The organism is Weissella muntiaci, assembly GCF_008107635.1.
Classification (GTDB): domain Bacteria; phylum Bacillota; class Bacilli; order Lactobacillales; family Lactobacillaceae; genus Weissella; species Weissella muntiaci.
Genome location: NZ_SDGZ01000014.1, coordinates 1 through 16677 on the forward strand (window position 1 = coordinate 1; position 16677 = coordinate 16677).

The 16677-nt window shown below is 41.9% G+C and carries 16 protein-coding genes; 1 reads left to right on the forward strand and 15 read right to left on the reverse strand.

The window, feature by feature from the left end; genetic code table 11:
* The first annotated feature begins 252 nt into the window (after positions 1 to 252).
* Complete coding sequence (locus ESZ50_RS05125) at positions 253 to 639, forward strand: hypothetical protein (RefSeq protein WP_148622523.1); 387 nt, start codon at positions 253 to 255, stop codon at positions 637 to 639.
* A gap of 58 nt (positions 640 to 697) precedes the next feature.
* Here ESZ50_RS05125 and ESZ50_RS05130 read toward each other — a convergent pair whose 3' ends face one another.
* The 15 genes from ESZ50_RS05130 to ESZ50_RS05200 all read right to left on the reverse strand — a co-directional run bounded on the left by ESZ50_RS05130 (position 698) and on the right by ESZ50_RS05200 (position 16673).
* Positions 698 to 2551, reverse strand: a complete 1854-nt coding sequence (locus tag ESZ50_RS05130) for a BspA family leucine-rich repeat surface protein (RefSeq protein WP_148622524.1) — start codon at positions 2549 to 2551, stop codon at positions 698 to 700.
* Positions 2552 to 2879: 328 nt separating this feature from the next.
* A complete protein-coding gene (gene gpmA, locus ESZ50_RS05135) occupies positions 2880 to 3593 on the reverse strand; it encodes a 2,3-diphosphoglycerate-dependent phosphoglycerate mutase (protein ID WP_148622525.1) in 714 nt (237 codons plus the stop codon).
* Positions 3594 to 3694: 101 nt separating this feature from the next.
* Positions 3695 to 4711 carry an NAD(P)/FAD-dependent oxidoreductase gene (locus tag ESZ50_RS05140; protein WP_148622526.1) on the reverse strand — a complete coding sequence of 339 codons (1017 nt, stop codon included), beginning with the start codon at positions 4709 to 4711 and terminating at the stop codon, positions 3695 to 3697.
* 34 nt (positions 4712 to 4745) lie between these two features.
* Positions 4746 to 5558, reverse strand: a complete 813-nt coding sequence (locus ESZ50_RS05145) for an SseB family protein (protein ID WP_246111516.1) — start codon at positions 5556 to 5558, stop codon at positions 4746 to 4748.
* Positions 5559 to 5580: 22 nt separating this feature from the next.
* Entirely contained in the window at positions 5581 to 6438 is an 858-nt protein-coding gene (gene ispE / locus ESZ50_RS05150; protein ID WP_148622527.1) for a 4-(cytidine 5'-diphospho)-2-C-methyl-D-erythritol kinase, read from the reverse strand.
* 140 nt (positions 6439 to 6578) lie between these two features.
* Positions 6579 to 7775, reverse strand: a complete 1197-nt coding sequence (locus tag ESZ50_RS05155) for an MDR family MFS transporter (protein ID WP_148622528.1) — start codon at positions 7773 to 7775, stop codon at positions 6579 to 6581.
* A gap of 120 nt (positions 7776 to 7895) precedes the next feature.
* Positions 7896 to 9311, reverse strand: a complete 1416-nt coding sequence (dnaB, locus tag ESZ50_RS05160) for a replicative DNA helicase (protein ID WP_148622529.1) — start codon at positions 9309 to 9311, stop codon at positions 7896 to 7898.
* A 93-nt stretch (positions 9312 to 9404) separates the two neighbouring features.
* Entirely contained in the window at positions 9405 to 9857 is a 453-nt protein-coding gene (gene rplI / locus ESZ50_RS05165) for a 50S ribosomal protein L9 (protein ID WP_148622530.1), read from the reverse strand.
* Positions 9858 to 9872: 15 nt separating this feature from the next.
* Entirely contained in the window at positions 9873 to 11882 is a 2010-nt protein-coding gene (locus tag ESZ50_RS05170) for a DHH family phosphoesterase (protein WP_148622531.1), read from the reverse strand.
* Positions 11883 to 12025: 143 nt separating this feature from the next.
* Positions 12026 to 12826, reverse strand: coding sequence for a DUF6681 family protein (locus ESZ50_RS05175; RefSeq protein WP_148622532.1), 801 nt, complete (start codon positions 12824 to 12826; stop codon positions 12026 to 12028).
* A gap of 14 nt (positions 12827 to 12840) precedes the next feature.
* On the reverse strand, positions 12841 to 13230 hold the full coding sequence (locus ESZ50_RS05180; protein WP_148622533.1) for a hypothetical protein: 390 nt from the start codon (positions 13228 to 13230) through the stop codon (positions 12841 to 12843).
* Between the two features lie 9 nt (positions 13231 to 13239).
* Positions 13240 to 13806, reverse strand: a complete 567-nt coding sequence (locus tag ESZ50_RS05185) for an AAA family ATPase (protein ID WP_187387559.1) — start codon at positions 13804 to 13806, stop codon at positions 13240 to 13242.
* 206 nt (positions 13807 to 14012) lie between these two features.
* Positions 14013 to 14771, reverse strand: a complete 759-nt coding sequence (locus tag ESZ50_RS05190) for a biotin--[acetyl-CoA-carboxylase] ligase (RefSeq protein ID WP_148622534.1) — start codon at positions 14769 to 14771, stop codon at positions 14013 to 14015.
* A gap of 8 nt (positions 14772 to 14779) precedes the next feature.
* Positions 14780 to 15814: a DUF1002 domain-containing protein gene (locus ESZ50_RS05195; protein WP_148622535.1), complete on the reverse strand. Its 1035-nt coding sequence runs from the start codon at positions 15812 to 15814 to the stop codon at positions 14780 to 14782.
* Positions 15815 to 15896: 82 nt separating this feature from the next.
* Positions 15897 to 16673 (reverse strand): hypothetical protein, encoded by a 777-nt coding sequence (locus tag ESZ50_RS05200; RefSeq protein WP_148622536.1) that lies wholly within the window; start codon positions 16671 to 16673, stop codon positions 15897 to 15899.
* Positions 16674 to 16677: the final 4 nt, after the last annotated feature.

The following is a 16677-nucleotide window of genomic DNA, read 5'->3' on the forward strand; positions in this document are numbered from 1 at the left end:
GAATTAATTCATACTGTCAACAACTTATAACAACTTTCTTTTAAGTAAGTATGCTTCTATAGGTTGTTTAATATATATGCGCTCATCAGAACTTAAACGATATTACGCCACTCTTGACTAACCTGCAAGCCCCTTTAACATTCTTTAATATATCGCTTCATGACACACCTCCGTTATCATGCTATCCTTGAAACAAGATATTAATAGTGATCGATAAAATAAACATTATCAAAGTAGGAAAGAAGATCCATCATGAGTTCAAAAACAGAAAAAGTCGCAGCTGAAGAGTTCCTGGCAATGCTGCTTCAGTATAGCCGTGACTTTCATTACAATCACATCAACTTTTCGGTTCGTTTGAATCGCAATCCAGCTTATACACGTCAGGTCATGAATGTAATGTTAAAGCGTATTTCAAAAAAATACGGTGATGACGAACGCCTATACGTTTCTATGACGGCTGATGAAGCAACTGCAATTCTCGCTTTGATCAATAACCTAAAAGAAGAGATGTTTGCCAATTTCAGTAAAAAGATTACTTGGTCAACCGATTTATTAGTTCGTGAGAGCCAAGAATTTGGTTATCGACAAATTCGTGAACGCGACCAATACAATAACCTTGAATTTGAAATTTTGCTATAAAAAAAGGACGAGGAATGTTTACTCGTCCTTTTTTATTGCTCTGATTTAAGCAAATTCACTATTTCTTAAACCAAAAACGCACTGCCACTCCCAATAACATCGTCACTCCCACAAACTGAAGCCAAGCAGCGTGTAGCATCCCTGTCATAGGAAGGACATCATTTGTTTCGGCCTTGGCCTCACTAGCACTTTCCTTCGTAAGCGCCTCATTCAGAGTTGGCGTACTACTACTATTAACCTGTGTCAGTGCCGGCTGTTCATAGTTAGTGTTTTTGGACGGCTCCGTTATCTGGTCGGCCCTATAAGTCAAAACAACCTGTTGATCCTCATCTGTAAAACTTCCTTTAGTAGAGCCACTGCTCTTATCAAAAACATAACCAGCAATCTTTTCCGGTGCGACAGTATACACCGTGCCTGTTTGGCCGTGTATAACTTGATCATCGTGAATTGGCTTACCATGCTCATCTTGATACTTTACCGTTACTGTCGCAAGTTTTTCAGTAGGTTGCCAAACATATGTTCCAGCCCCAAGCGGCGCCTGATAATCATTAACTAACTCTGCGGAACTCCAAAGTTTGCTAGAAACTCCCTGACCAGCCTGATTCACTTTCTGCCACTTACCACTATAACCAGTCTGATTAATTTCTGATAACGCCGTATGTTCCAGCGATTTGAAGTTTGTCCCCAGCTTAATTTGCTTCAGTTGATTAGCATTCAAGAACATATCATACATGCTCAAAACATTACTAGTATCAAAAGTTGATAGATCAACCTTTTCAAGTGCATAATTCTGTAAGAACATGTCATCCATTGTTTCAACCTTTGCCGTATTGAAATTTGACAAATCTAAATCCGTTAGTGATTGATCATCACCAAACATCATGTACATATCTTTAACTTGGCTAGTGTCGAAATGCGAAACGTCGATTGTTTTAACTTGTCGATTACCAGCAAACATACCACCCATATGCATCACATTTGCTGTATCAAAACCGGACACATCAAGTGACGTCAACTGTCCTTCAGTTCCATACATGTTAAACATATCGCGCATGTCAGTCACATTAGTAGTATCAAAACCGGATACATCTAATTCTTTTAGCTTTCCCAACCCTAAAAACATACTCTCCATATTTGTTACTTTAGCTGTATCAAAACCGGATACGTCCAAACTCGTTAGATTATCATCACCTATAAACATTGCACTCATGTCTAAGACCTTAGCAGTATTAAATCCAGATACATCTAAGGTCGTTAGCGCATTATTCTCGTAGAACATGTTTGCCATATCAAGTACATTTGTCGTATCAAATTTCGAAACGTCGACTGCTTTTAACACATAATCACAGTCAAACATTCCATGCATTGAAGCAACATTTTTAGTATCGAAATTCGCTATATTCAAATCTTCCAATGCATAGTTTAAAGCAAACATATTCCGCATGCTCAAAACGTTTGTCGTATTAAGACTAGATAAATCCAACGAAGTCAGCTTCTCATCGCCGTAAAACATCTCGCTCATACTAGTGACACCAGCCGTGTCCAGGTTATTAAGTCCCTCAATTGCAGTTAGATCTTTTAACCCAGCAAACATCTCATGTGCACTTCCGCGCACTACAAGTGGTCCTTCTATGATAATTTTCTTCACAGAGCCATACGCTGCATCAATCATACTGATACTCTCAGGGCTACTAACCTTCCCACCTGGAATATGCAGGGTGCCATCCCGATCAAGTGTCACCGACAAATCGGACCAATCAACAGTTTGATCAACGTCACTTGGTACCCTCTCGCTAGTATCTGGACCATTGCCACTTGGGTCACCCCAACCCGAATCAGCAAAACCTTGCCCCGTCGCTAACAACATCGACAAAATTGCCGTACTAACCATTAACCCCTGTTTTACTCGCATAACTATTCCCCATAAATATTTTCCGTAAGCATATCACTTCATTCAAAGACCTTCAATATACTCAAAATATCTATTTTAAATGCAAAAGTTTAGTTAATAATGTTTTTAGGCTAGTGTCAATTTACATGCACCAGCCTTCTCATTGGCTAAACACAAGGTCTTGCTGACGGTCACATTTGTTAAAGATTAACAAAACAATCATTGCACCAGCTATACATTTAATGCGAACACTTTGGCGCATATTGCATAACGTTTTCTCATGACCTTGGGTAACAGAAAAAAAATAAGCTAACAGTACATAACTGTTAGCTTATCTAATAATCAACGATTACTCACCGATGATCTTCTTATCAGCAACCTTCATATCTGCATCAAAATCGTAGATCCAAGGTTGTCCATTAGCAATTTCCACCTTCAAGATATCATCATCTGAGATACCTTCGATGTGCTTTACTAAGGCACGCAATGAGTTACCATGCGCTGCAATAATTACATTCTTACCAGCCTTCAAATCACGCTCGATGTTTGAAGCCCAGAAAGGCAATACGCGTTCCAAAGTTACCTTCAAGTTTTCACCAAATGGTAGCTCACCAGCAGGAACATCAGCGTAACGACGGTCAAAAGCTGCATAGGTCTTGCCCAAAACTTCAACCGTTGCATCTTGCTCAGTTAGCAATGGTGGCAAAACATCATAAGAACGACGCCATTGCAAAACTTGATCAGCGCCCCACTTCTCAGCTGCATCAGCCTTATTCAAACCTTGTAGTGCGCCATAGTGACGTTCGTTCAAACGCCATGACTTTGTTTCTGGAATAAATAATTGTCCAGCCTCTTCAAGAGCCAAGTGCAATGTAGTAATTGCTCGTGTTAATACTGATGTATATGCTTGGTCAAATTGAATTTCTTCAGCAGCCAACATCTCACCAGCTTTACGTGCTTGCTCAATACCTTGGTCACTCAACTTTGTGTCAACCCAACCATTGAATAAATTCAATGCGTTCCATTCAGATTGTCCGTGACGAATCAAAACCAACTTTGCCATTGGAAATACCTCTTCTTTAATTAAAATATTACAAATTAATTGTATCACTTTTATGCTTTATAAAACTCTTAAATGCCGATGTATCCGCTTTCATAAGAGCTTTATCGTTTTATCTGCCCATCCTCGATAACGATGCCCGACGAATGTTCAGGTGCTGTTTGTCGCTCTGGGTATAACCGTCGAATCACCGCATTAACTGCCGTGGGAACCTCACCAAATCCAGATGCAATTAATTCTGCCTTGCCTAGATAACCAGCAACATCTCCGACCGCAAACACACCTGGAATCGATGTCGCCTGCTCTGAGTCGACCATGAACTTCAAACGTTCTGTCGCGGGTTGAATCTGCCATCCATCAACAATTTTATTTTCCGATGTAAAACCGTATGAAACGACAACGTCATCAACATTAATGATTTTTCGTTCATCGGAGCGGGCACGATTTAACTCAACATTCAGCGAACCATCAGCGAGCTTCTCAATCCCAACAATATTGAATGGTGTCTGTAGCGTCACCTCAGATTGATGCAACGCAGTCACAGCACTCTCCATTGCCCGCAATTGCTCTCGGCGATGCGTTAAATGCACCTCATCTGCAATTTCCGTCAACATTAATGCCGTATCAACCGCCGAGTCACCACCACCGGCGACCAAAACTCGATGATTTTTGAAAACATCCCGATCATTAATAAAGTAGTGTACACCTTGCCCTTCAAGATCATTTTCAATTTCCGCGGGTAAGCGTCGTGGATCAAACGCTCCTCGTCCTGTTGCAATCAAAATTGCTCGTGAATGAAAGCTCCCCCGGTTCGTCGTAACAATAAACCCGTCCTGGTCTGGAACCACATCACTAACTGTTGTCTCGAGATACAAATTTTGCGGGAATTGTTCCATCTGTGCTTTAAGCGCAGTCACAATTTCAAGTCCCGTTGTATTTACAAAACCTGCAATATCCAGAATCGTCTTTTGCGGATATAAATTGGCAACCTGTCCACCAACGTTAGCTAGTGATTCGATAATTACCGTGTCTAATTCGCGCAGACTGGCATAGAAGGCTGCAAATAGCCCCACCGGACCAGCTCCAATAATGGTTAGATCCGTGTCCTTCAGTTCCATCATATTAACCTACCTTTTATTTTTGATAAACAATTGCTTACAAATTACGGGTATATTTTGGTCTAAAGTTTGTTAAGTCAACACCTAGCTCGCTTTTCAAGATCATATCAACCGCACTTTGCCCTTCCGGTGCAAAATTCCCAAATGCTCGTGCAAATTCTGGGAAGAGGGCTTTAATTTTCTCAGGATGCTCACCATCAAGGATTAGCAAGTAATTAGCCACCTTAGTTTTATTATTGGTTAGCCACAATAAATGAATCGTCTGGATTTCACCATAACTATCGTCGGCAATTCCAACAAGTTCAGCCATCAAAGGAGTTGGTAACGTTTTATCATCAGTATCTTGCATATCAAGTTCTGCATCTTCTGAGCCTTGAGCGGCCGTTTGCCCCCCAGGAACCGGACTATGTACTTGATCGTTTAACAAGTATTGTAGGTTCTCACGCGAAATTGGCATCCCATCAGAAAAAGGATTCATTGCCAAACCTTCGAGCTCTTCACCGGCTGATTCCATAATTGGTGCATAATCGACCACGTGCATTGGCCAAGTATAAACATCCTCATCAGATTGCATTTCACCTTCTGCCAAAGCATCCATATCCGTAAAGATCGGAAAGACACTATGACCATCCTCGGTTTGCAAAGCAATCAGGCGTGTCTCGGTACCTTCATTCAAAGCCATCGAACCATCATCATTAATCACTGGTGGTTGGCTAAAGTTAACCGGAGCCAGGAATACCGCTTCTTTTAACGCCGCAACGAACGCTTGTTCATTTGCCTGATTTTGGTCATCCCTAAACTGATTTAACGCTTCTATTAATACTGCGTTATTTAATTCTTCTGGATTCATTATGTCCCTCACATTTACATTATTAATTTATTATCCGTGCAATATAGGTCTCAGAAACAAACCCTTTGATTCCATTCAGAATCCGTTTGGCCCGAGAATACTTGGTTGTAATTCCGAATACAGTCGGACCAGTCCCCGACATTTGCGCCGCATCAGCTCCAAACTGCAACATTTTATCTTTCAACTTGATAATCTCTGGAAAACGAGTCGCCGTTAATGGTTCCAACACGTTAAACATCGCCTTAAAAGCTTGATCAAAACGGCTGGCATTTACTTCAGCCATCAATTTATCCATGTTGCCATGTTCGACATTTTCATAATCAATCAATTTCAAGATTTTAGGCGTTGAAACTGAAATCGCTGGTTTTGAGACTACCAACCATAATGGTGGCAGTTTTGCCGTCAACGGTTCAACAACTTCGCCCCGTCCAGTCACTCGCGCTGGTCTCGAATAGACACAAAACGGTACGTCCGCATCAATTTGTAAGCCAATTTGCGCTAAATCCGCCTCTGTTTTACCAAGATGCCAAATTCGATTCAAGCCCCGTAAGACGGCAGCCGCATCTGAGGACCCACCGCCCATACCAGCAGCAACTGGAATTCGCTTATCAATATGAATCTCAACCCCTTCATCAACGTGGGCTTCATTTCGCATTACAACAGCCGCCTGAAAGGCCAAGTTTTTCTCATTTAGCGGCAAGATCCCACTAGTTGATTCAACGATGATTTCATCATGATCATTGGTCGTCTTAATTGTCAGGGTATCAGCCAGATCAATCGCAACCATCAACATATCCCATTCCTGCTCACCGCTTGGATGTACAAACGGCGTATCAAGACTAATATTTAATTTTGCGTAGGCCCGTTCTAATACCTCCATAAGGTCAGTCCTTTCATCGTAGTCATAATGTTATTATACCAAGGTTCCTTAAGTAAATAAAAAGAACCTAATCACAAACTCTCGTCAAAGCGAAAAATAAAAAAAGCTAGACGCATATTAAGCCGTCTAGCTTTATAGTCTTAAAACTTTGCAGTCTTTCTAAAACCAATTAACATCATTATCAAAACACCAGCTAGTGCCACGAATGACATCACGGCGGCTGTATCAAACAAAACTTGATAGCCAGCCATCTCAATCAATGCACCACCTGCAACTGGTCCGATTGCACGACCCAAACTAGGCGCGGCTGATAGCACACCTTGATACCGGCCTTTTAAATCCATCGGTGTAATCTCGTTGACCAACACCGGTACCATTGGAAAGGCGATTGTCTCACCTAAAGTTGTAATTGCCATCGCAATTGCAAAGACCGCAAATGTTTTTGCAAAAGGCAAAACCAAGAAAGCTAATCCAAATAGTCCAAGACCAAATAAAATCTGCGCAATCATCGTTTTCCGATTAGCTGATACATTAAGTACGTTGATAATCAATTGGAATACACCAATCAGAACCCCATTGATCGTCCAAAGTAATGAATACTGCCATAGTGGCAAACTAAGCACACTCGACATATAGACAGAAAGGTTTCCTTGCCACTGAACATAAGCCGTGTGCAATACAACCAGTGCCATCACTAATGTGTAGATAATAATCAGATTCCATACCGGCATCATTGAAGAGTGCTTGTAAGCTTTATTCTCAGTATGCTCAACTTTTGGAAACTCCATTCCTAAGAAGCGCCATGCGACCGTCAACATAATTATATATAGCACCAATGCTGCGATAAATAGCCATTGCACTCCGAAACCATAGATAAATCCAACCAACGCTGTTCCAAAGGCCATTCCAAAATTTGCGATGAAATATAGCATATTGAAAACAAAACGACCATCATGCGAATACACGCGTGTTCCGTAGGAATTAATTAATGCCGTCAACCAGCCAAACAAAAATCCGGTTGCCGAAAGTAAAATTGGAAAGGCTGGCCACGCGTGCCAAAATACCAACAGCGCTAAGAAGAAAATCATTGCGATTGTTCCACCTCGGAACAACGTCCGCGGTTGGTATTTATCAAATAAACGTCCAGCCAAAAGGGCCCCTAACATTTGCAAAATCGCATTCAGGAAGAGTACCCAACCTACGGTAACCATATCTTGTCCTAGCTGTTCATGGATATAAACCGACGCCAAAGGCCACAAAAAGTCAAAACCAAAACTATTTATAAATGAAACTGATAGTAACCACTTCAATGGTAATCCAGCCCGCTTTGCTTGCATACTCAACCCTCCAAAATATTTAAAATTATTATCCCAACTAAAGACCGAATGACCACTGCCTCATGCAGCCGATCATCCGGTCTTTAGTACCCACTTCAATCAACTTATGCGTACGTTCTTTTAACCAAAACCAGCTGTCGCATCAGGTCGATAATCAATACTAGAAAATTTATTATAAGACTTAACAAATAATAGGCGCGCCGTGCCACGTGCTCCACGTCGATTCTTTTCCAAAATCACTTCAATTTCGCCGACATCAGCGTCTTCACTTTCCCTTGGATCGTTTTGATTATCAGTGTCATTATTATCCCGTTCATAATAATCTTCACGATACAAGAACGCGACAATATCCGCGTCTTGCTCAATTGATCCAGATTCACGAATATCAGACATGACCGGTCGTTTATCTTGACGTTGTTCAACACCACGCGATAGCTGTGATAGCGCAATTACTGGTGCGTTCAGCTCCATTGCCATCTTTTTGATTGCACGGGAGATTGCCGAAACTTCCTGTTGGCGACTTTCGGATCCTGAACCTTCAATCAATTGCAAATAATCAATGATGACCATCCCCAACTGACCCTCTTGCTTCTCCAACCGGCGAAGTTTTGAGCGAATCTCGGTTACTTTAATTCCCGGCGTGTCATCAATAAAGATCTTTGTGTTTGCTAATGACCCCATCGCAATGGTCAGTTGTTGCCACTCATTGTCGTCCAATTCACCTGTTCGCATATGTTGCGAGTTAATGTTACCCGTTGATGCTAACATTCGATTTACTAAATCAGTGTCACCCATTTCCAAACTGAAGATCACCACTGGTAAAGCGGGATTATTAATCGCCACATTTCTAGCAATATTCAAGACAAACGCGGTTTTACCAACAGCTGGTCGTGCAGCCACGATGATCATCTCGCCACCACCGAAACCAGTTGTCATGTTGTCTAAAGCCGGATAACCCGACGCAAGACCAGTAATGCTTCCATCGGTTCGCGCGTTCAACTCTAATTGTTCAAAAGAACGATTAACAACATCAGCGATTCGCTTAAAATCACCACCGGCACGATTAGTCGTAATGCCATCCAGACCTTGACTGATCTTCGCCAGTGCATCATCAACTGCATCATCTTCACTGTATGCCGACTGCGTAGCGCCTTGCAATAAATCAATCATCGCACGGCGTTGCGCCTTATCTTTAACAATGTTCGCATAATGCTCAGCATTACCTGCAATTGGAACTGCCAAAGCTAAATCAATCAAATAAGCTTCGCCACCAGCGTTTTCCAACTGATTCATTGTATTCAACTGGTTAACCAGCGTAACTTGATCAATTGGTCGTTGCTGGTCATCTAATGCCAACATCGCCGAGAAAATTACTCGATGAGCGGTTCTAAAAAAATCATTCGGCTGAATAATTGGACTTATCACTGCCATTGTGTCTGTTGGATCGGTCGAAATTAGGACGGAACCTAAAACAGATTGCTCTGCAACGTTATCTTGTGGCGCTTGAAGCCCCATTGTTTGCGTTTCCTCTGCCATTTAGCATCCCTCCTAATCTTTTTTGTTCTCTGAGAGCTATTCTAAACAAAAAAAGTCCTGTGCACAACACACAAGACTTTTTATTTTGAATTTCTATTGCTCATCCGTGTGAATCCGCAATTTTGCTTCAACTTGACGGTGCAATTTGATTGTAACCGTCCGATACCCTAAGGCGCGGATCGGCTCTTTCATATCCATCTTACGCTTATCAAGCTTCAAACCATACTGCTTTTGTGCTGCTTCAATGACCTGTTTTGAAGAAATCGCCCCAAATAAGCGCCCATCCGTACCAGCCTTAGCCTTAAGTTCAATTACTGTACTGTCTTCTTCAATTTTTGCCTTCAGTGCTTGCGCTGCGGCCAATTCTTCAGCTGCTTCACGATCGGCAGCCTTCTTTTGTCCTTGCATTGCTGAAACATTAGCATTTGTTGCAGGTTCGGCCTTTTTATTCTTAATTAAAAAATTGTTTGCATAGCCATCAGGAACTTCTTTAACTTCGCCCTTCTTACCACGGCCCTTAACATCTTCCAAAAAAATAACTTTCATCTCTTACGACCTCCACTAATTTTTCTCTTCACTCTGTTCTTCAATTTGCTTGATATGATCAATCAACTGTCCAAACACTTCATCAGTCGTCAAATCATTAATCTGCGTTGCAGCATTACTTAGATGACCACCGCCACCCATCGCTTCCATAACCAATTGAACATTTTGCGCGCCCGTTGAACGTGCAGAAATTCCAACCATATGGTTATCGCGACGCGTAATTACATATGCCGCTTCAACGCCAATTAATTGCAAAAGTGAATCCGCTGTCTGCGCGGTTACAACTCCATCATAAACAGTATCATCCTCACCAACCACAATTGCAACTGGTCCATGCAACTGAACCCGTTCAATCAAATGTGAGCGATCACGATAATCTTCAACCGTTTCTTTTAAGAAGTCTTGGATCAAATCACCGTCGGCACCAACTGATCGCAAATATGATGCGGCATCAAAAGTTCGTGTTCCAGCACGCAAGGTAAAGGACTTTGTGTCAATTTGAATTCCTGCCAACATTGCAGAAGCCTCTAAACGTGTCAGGCCTTCTGTCTTTCTTGGTTGATACTCAAACAACTCCGTCACCAACTCTGCTGTTGACGATGCATACGGCTCGATGTAAGTCAGCAATGAACTCTCTGGGAATTCCTCACCACGACGATGATGGTCGATAATTACCAAACGATCTTTTAACTGCTCATAAAGCGCTTGATCTTCACTTAACGACGGCTTCGAATGGTCCACTAAGATTAGCAGAGACTTCTCAGTCGCCCGATTGCGGACCTCGCCTGGTGTTGCAACAACATCATCACCTTGCTCACTGACAATTTGATTTAGCAACATTTTAATATCAGTATGTGCCTGTCCTTTATCCTTATAGACAACCCACGCTGGCTTGCCCATCATCATTGACAACCGGCGAATTCCAAGTGCAGCCCCAAATGAATCCATGTCAGGTCTAACGTGTCCCATGATGAACACTTGATCAGCTTGGCGAACCAATTCTGCCAAGGCCTGCGAAATCATACGGGCACGTACACGCGTCCGCTTAACCATTGGGTTCGTGTTTCCACCATAGAAGCGTGCTTGCCCCTGAGCCGGTCTAACAACCACTTGATCGCCTCCACGACCCAAAGCCAAATCCAAATTAATTTGAGCGTTGCTAGCTAACTGGGCGATGTCTGTCTCATCGTAAGCAATTCCAACTGACAATGATAACGGTGTATTCTGCGCCGAAGTAGTCTCACGAATGGTGTTTAAGACATCAAATTTATCGCTTTCCGCCGAACGCAAACTACCACGATAGCCAATTAACAGATATCGAACCGACGTTAAACGTCGTACATAAATATTATGTGCTTCCATCCAGTCCGAAAGTGTTCGCGTAACATATGACCGTAATGAAGAAGAATCTGCATCAGCCATCCCCTCCGTCACTTCATCAAAGTTATCAATTGAGACTTGTCCCAAGAACAAACGATGACTTTCATAATTAGATTGAACTTGGGCACTCTTAGTCGCATCCATCAAATAAATGACACCCAACTCAGGTTGGACTTGGACATCAAAAACCCGATGTAACCAATTCAACCGTGTAACCTGGCTTTCTTCGTCATACCAATTCTTAACTAGTACAGCCAAATTGGTATTAACTTCGCCAAGTTCCTTATTAATAATAATTTCATCACCGAGGATTCCCTGAATAAAAGGATTAACCCATTCAATCACGCCGTGCTCGTTGTACAAAATAACCGCAATCGGCATTTGAACAACTGCTTCTTGCTCGGCACGATTAATTCTCGTTGTTAAACTACGAATATAGCTAGCAGTATCTTCACCAATACCACGCAAAGTTTTAAAAATAACAATTAACGCTACAACTACTAATAGCACCCAAACGGTACCGATTATCCAATGCACTGAAAAAGCCACAATCGTTCCGATAACGGCCATCAAAGACACTAAAATTGCAACACCGGCTAATTGTTTATTTCTAAACATTGCGGAGAAGGAATTCTTACCTTCCATGCAGCCACCTACTCTCCAATAATTTATATTCTGGTCTATTATAGCATGAATCCAAAAAACTCTCTTAACCTCATGGTTGGCATTGCATTTATCATAAATAAAACAGCTGAAACAAATATCTATTTCAGCTGTTATTTAAAATATTATTTTGAGGTTGCTTTAGCCTTATATGCTAATTCAACATGCAAACTATATGGCAACTTCGCCTCTGTCAGACCAGCTCGACCGCGCACATGCGCTTGGCCACCCTTGATAACTGCCGTTGCGATAAATAAATCATTTTCCTTCAACGCTGCTGCAATTGGCATCAAGCCTACTGTCATCACTCGGCCTAAACGCTTGGCGAACATCTCATTAATCCCACCATAGAGTGCCATACCACCACGCTCAGCTTGCAAGCGCGAATATGGCAATGGCGTTCCGGGATGATTGGCATACACTGCACTTTCAGTATTCAAGTATGCTAATTGTTCCTGTTCTGTCAGTCCACCAAAATCGGTTTGAACGACCCCATTAGCAACCAGCTGCTCTGCAACTCGTTCAATCTCCGCCTGCATATCGTCATCCGAGACAATTGTTGCTGGCAAAACATCTTTTTTATTGTAGATACCATTCGCTGGCACGAAGGCACCCCGATTGGTCCGCTGTTCCTTAACTTCTTGCGTTCCAATGTACTTCTCAATTTTTGGCGAGATATCCCATTTAACAGTCTTGTTAGTGAAATAATAAATTACATTTAGAATCGAGAAATATAAAATAACCAGAAAAGCGAGTAGTAGAAGACTGGCTCGCAAATAGGCCGTGTTTCCCAGAAACTTACTCGCCAAATACAGCAGATAGAAATTTCCAAAGAAAGCCAGGATAGTATAAACTTTTCCTTTCCAGCGTGTATTAACATTGAAAAAACCTAAATAATGATTCAGCAAATCCAGAATTGTAAGCATTACGATCCTCCTTTCTAGTTAGTCCCTGATGCACTTGATGATGATGCCGGTGTATTAACGCTACTAGAACCTGACGAGCTAGTGCTATCTGAAGCACTAGTATTGTCAGCTGAACTGGAACTCGAACTACCAGACCGATTCACATCAGTGCTTGATGAACTGGAGCTCACTGATGTAGAATTCTCCGAATCACTCCTAGAGGTACTCGTTGCTTGACTTTGCGAGCTTTGACTAGAGGAACGCATAGAACTTGTGCTTACCGAACTAATTGATGATGACTGATTCTTTGAGCCACCGTTGCTTGTTCCAGTTGAAACATTAACAATTGCATTTGCTGCACTTAACGCTAAAATAATCGATACCAATGCCACTGGTGTAATAATTGGTGGTGTTCGATATGCCATAATCCCCTCCTATTCTTCAACTTCAATCTTTGCCTGCACAATTTCATTAATCCGATCGCGAGTTGCTTCCCAATCATCGTTCACAATGATCGTCGCCTTACCTTGTAATTCAACCGGTAAAACATTGTCCCGTTGAAATTCGGACGAGGCTAGTCGTTGTTTCATCTCATCGACGTTATCCCCGCGACGTTCCAAACGATGCATCAATTCATTGGGTTGACTCACCGTTAGATAAATAATTACCGCCTCACTACCTAACGCATCTGCATAAGTTACCGCGCCTGCAGTATCTAAGACAATCGTAATTAATGGGTTTTTCTCCCATGCCCGCTCGAGCCCTTCCCAAGACGAACCATATTGCTGTCCATCATAGGTTACGGTCTCTAAGTAATGATTATGTTGAAAGCTTTCCGTACTTTCAAAGTAGTAATCCACTTGATCCATTTCGCCGTCACGTGGCAACCGCGTGGTATGTGTAATTACCCGTGGCATCTCATAAAAATCTTGTAGATAATTGGCAACAGTTGTCTTCCCTGTACCAGTATTACCAGTTAAAACAAAAACTTTCCGTTTCATTATTAAACCATCCCATAACAATTACTCAGCAAACTTACCGGGTAACTGTGTCGTATCCTTATATTTCGATCAATTTAGTTCTTTTCGAATTGGTTAACTCAACATTAGCGCTAATTCTTTTTGAATTTGGTAAAGAACCTGATATTGAATATACTACCACAGCTAAGGATGTGTCATTCAGCTAATTTTGCTACGAAACGGCTGTATTATGAGACCACCCAATCTGTCATAAATAATTTAGTGATTTCGCCCGAATAGAATGTCCGCACTTGATGGTCTAAATCAACTACTAAACCACCCTGGTCGTTGATTGCCAACACAACACCTCGCAAAACCGTACGATCGACCAATAGTTCGACTTGCGCGCCAATTACTAATGATCTTGAGCGGTATCGCTTTAATACATCGACTGGATCTAGTGAAAAGTATTTAATAGTTTTCAAAATCAAGGCGCTTGTCAACTGCTCGAAGTCAAAAGACTCTGCTTGAAAAAGGGATCCAACTTTTTTTCTTAACTCAGCGGGGTAACGATCCGCCAATAGATTTATCCCAATTCCGATTATTAGAAAATCCGCCTGTTGTTCAACTAAAATCCCTGCTACCTTGCGCTGTTGATAATACAGGTCATTAACCCATTTAATTCCAACTTCGATCTTGAGTTGCTCTGATAATCCTTCTGCAATCATCGTTGCAATTCCCGTGGTAATCAAACCGGCATTAACTGTCTGAATGTCGATTTCTTTAACCACCGTCAGATAAAGCCCTTTAGCGTTAGGCGAATAAAAATTACGCCCATATCGCCCATAACCAGCCGTTTGTTCATTAGCAATCAATGCAGTTGTGCGTCTAATCGCACCTGCTTCAACTAAGCGTTTCGCTGCCGCATTTGTCGAATCAATCGTTTCAAAAGTTAATAAATCAATATTATCCTCAGCCAATAAATCCGTAATCCGTTCACTCTGCATATTTCAGTCTAGCCAAAGATACTCTGGAACCAACTAACTACCGGGTTCCAAATATTCGTAATAAACCAATTTGCCGCCTGCTTAACATCGGCAGAGTTGGCAAAGTCCTTTGCTTGCGCCATTACATTTCCCACTGAACTGCTCAATCGTCCGGCCAAATCTTTCGCCTGCGTCACAAAGGCTGATGAATTCGAAATAGGTGCATCCGCAACGTCCTTCAAAGCTGTTGCAATGTTTTGCACTTGTGTTGAAGAAGTTTCATCTGCGATCCCTTGCTTATTTAAATTAATATTTAACTGATTAACAATTATGTTAATCGTGATTGTTTGACCGTCCTGCTTTTTTTGAGCAACTTCGCCGGCGGTCTTTGTAACTGCTGAGGTCAATTTACCAGCATAACTACTATCACCTGAATTGGCGTTAATCGCGTCTTGAGTTGCGTTCATCACATTATTTGCCGCCTCAGTGTTAGCTGAGTCCAATGTTGCACCATCTGCTTCCAAGGCCTTATAAACTCCAGCCAAGGCTGCCTCACCAGAAACTGCTTGATTTGCCGAAACGGTAATAATTACATCCTTAACCCCGGCCATCGTTGCCGCCATCGAATACTGCTGTGATGTCACCTGGCTAATATTATTTTTACCATTGAAATCTTTAATATTTACTAAAATACCACTACCAGGTTCTGCCGGCGCAACAGCCACCGATGAAATCATCGCTGAATCCGCAACACCACTTAACCCCAAATATTGTTGGGCGTCAGCTCCTGTCGTTGTCAATTGTTCATAGTTATCTGTCACACCTAAAATTGTCTTCAAAGTACTCTGCTGAGAAGCGCCGGCACCATAGACAACATATGATTTTGATAGGTTGTGAATTTGCGTAGCACTTGAAGAAGCCGCACTACTGTCGCTACTTGCCGTACTAGTAGAATCTGCAAAGGCGGTCGTAATCATCGACCCACTAATTGTAACCACAGTTGATACAGCTGTTGTCAAACTAGCTGCAATTAAAACACTTGCAATCAAATTTTTACTTTTCATTTTAAGCTTCCTCCGCTATTTATTTCATTATAAAGAATGGGAGCTAAGGTTGCCATAAACAAACCCTAACTCCCATATTTTCTTAAATTTGTGCCTCAAGCCTATTTTGCCGATATGATATTACAAACATCATCACACTCCAACTCGCCAAAGCCAAAATGGCCAAGGCAATCATCATTGGGTTCCAATCTATCCGATAAATATCAGAATTTGGTAGCATATCTGCTAAGTTATGTGCCTTAACATAAGTTTTCTTCGTTGCCGTATGTTTACTAGCGATAGTTGTCACATTATCTTGCACCGTGTTCGCGCTTGTCGGTGTTTGCAACAAAGATTGTGTTGTATCACGATTTGCGATTGTTCCACTTGTGGACGTTGCAACTGGCTGAGCAACCGTCAACGTTGTTGTGTTTTGCGTACTATCCATGATCGCCGATTGACTACCAGTGGTTGCTTGATCATTGGCAACACTGACTGTCGTCGTACTGTTCAAATCCGAATTTGATTGACTAGTTTGCCCAGTATTGTTATTCGCCAAATTGGGATTCGATGTTGAATTCGAGCCAGCATTCGTGCCTTCATCTGTCACCGTTGTACTTTCATCCACTGGATGACTTGGCTGACCTTCACTAGTACCCTGACTACCTTTACCTGGATCAACCACTATGTTGGATTGACCATCTTGATTACCATTTACAGTTCCCGAATTAACGCTTGCACCACCATTAGCAGTTACCACACTACTAATCATACTTTGTGGATTACTACTCACATTACTATCGGCGTGTCCTGTAGAAAAGCTAAAAATTCCTACAGCTACGCTCAGCAATAGCAAGCCACTTTTATTTAGATTAACCATAACT

Excerpts from the sequence above, each read along its gene's own strand:
- ESZ50_RS05125 (WP_148622523.1), top strand. The coding sequence starts at position 253 with ATGAGTTCAAAAACAGAAAAAGTCGCAGCTGAAGAGTTCCTGGCAATG.
- ESZ50_RS05130 (WP_148622524.1), bottom strand. The coding sequence starts at position 2,551 with ATGCGAGTAAAACAGGGGTTAATGGTTAGTACGGCAATTTTGTCGATG.
- gpmA (WP_148622525.1), bottom strand. The coding sequence starts at position 3,593 with ATGGCAAAGTTGGTTTTGATTCGTCACGGACAATCTGAATGGAACGCA.
- ESZ50_RS05140 (WP_148622526.1), bottom strand. The coding sequence starts at position 4,711 with ATGATGGAACTGAAGGACACGGATCTAACCATTATTGGAGCTGGTCCG.
- ESZ50_RS05145 (WP_246111516.1), bottom strand. The coding sequence starts at position 5,558 with ATGAATCCAGAAGAATTAAATAACGCAGTATTAATAGAAGCGTTAAAT.
- ispE (WP_148622527.1), bottom strand. The coding sequence starts at position 6,438 with ATGGAGGTATTAGAACGGGCCTACGCAAAATTAAATATTAGTCTTGAT.
- ESZ50_RS05155 (WP_148622528.1), bottom strand. The coding sequence starts at position 7,775 with ATGCAAGCAAAGCGGGCTGGATTACCATTGAAGTGGTTACTATCAGTT.
- dnaB (WP_148622529.1), bottom strand. The coding sequence starts at position 9,311 with ATGGCAGAGGAAACGCAAACAATGGGGCTTCAAGCGCCACAAGATAAC.
- rplI (WP_148622530.1), bottom strand. The coding sequence starts at position 9,857 with ATGAAAGTTATTTTTTTGGAAGATGTTAAGGGCCGTGGTAAGAAGGGC.
- ESZ50_RS05170 (WP_148622531.1), bottom strand. The coding sequence starts at position 11,882 with ATGGAAGGTAAGAATTCCTTCTCCGCAATGTTTAGAAATAAACAATTA.
- ESZ50_RS05175 (WP_148622532.1), bottom strand. The coding sequence starts at position 12,826 with ATGCTTACAATTCTGGATTTGCTGAATCATTATTTAGGTTTTTTCAAT.
- ESZ50_RS05180 (WP_148622533.1), bottom strand. The coding sequence starts at position 13,230 with ATGGCATATCGAACACCACCAATTATTACACCAGTGGCATTGGTATCG.
- ESZ50_RS05185 (WP_187387559.1), bottom strand. The coding sequence starts at position 13,806 with ATGAAACGGAAAGTTTTTGTTTTAACTGGTAATACTGGTACAGGGAAG.
- ESZ50_RS05190 (WP_148622534.1), bottom strand. The coding sequence starts at position 14,771 with ATGCAGAGTGAACGGATTACGGATTTATTGGCTGAGGATAATATTGAT.
- ESZ50_RS05195 (WP_148622535.1), bottom strand. The coding sequence starts at position 15,814 with ATGAAAAGTAAAAATTTGATTGCAAGTGTTTTAATTGCAGCTAGTTTG.
- ESZ50_RS05200 (WP_148622536.1), bottom strand. The coding sequence starts at position 16,673 with ATGGTTAATCTAAATAAAAGTGGCTTGCTATTGCTGAGCGTAGCTGTA.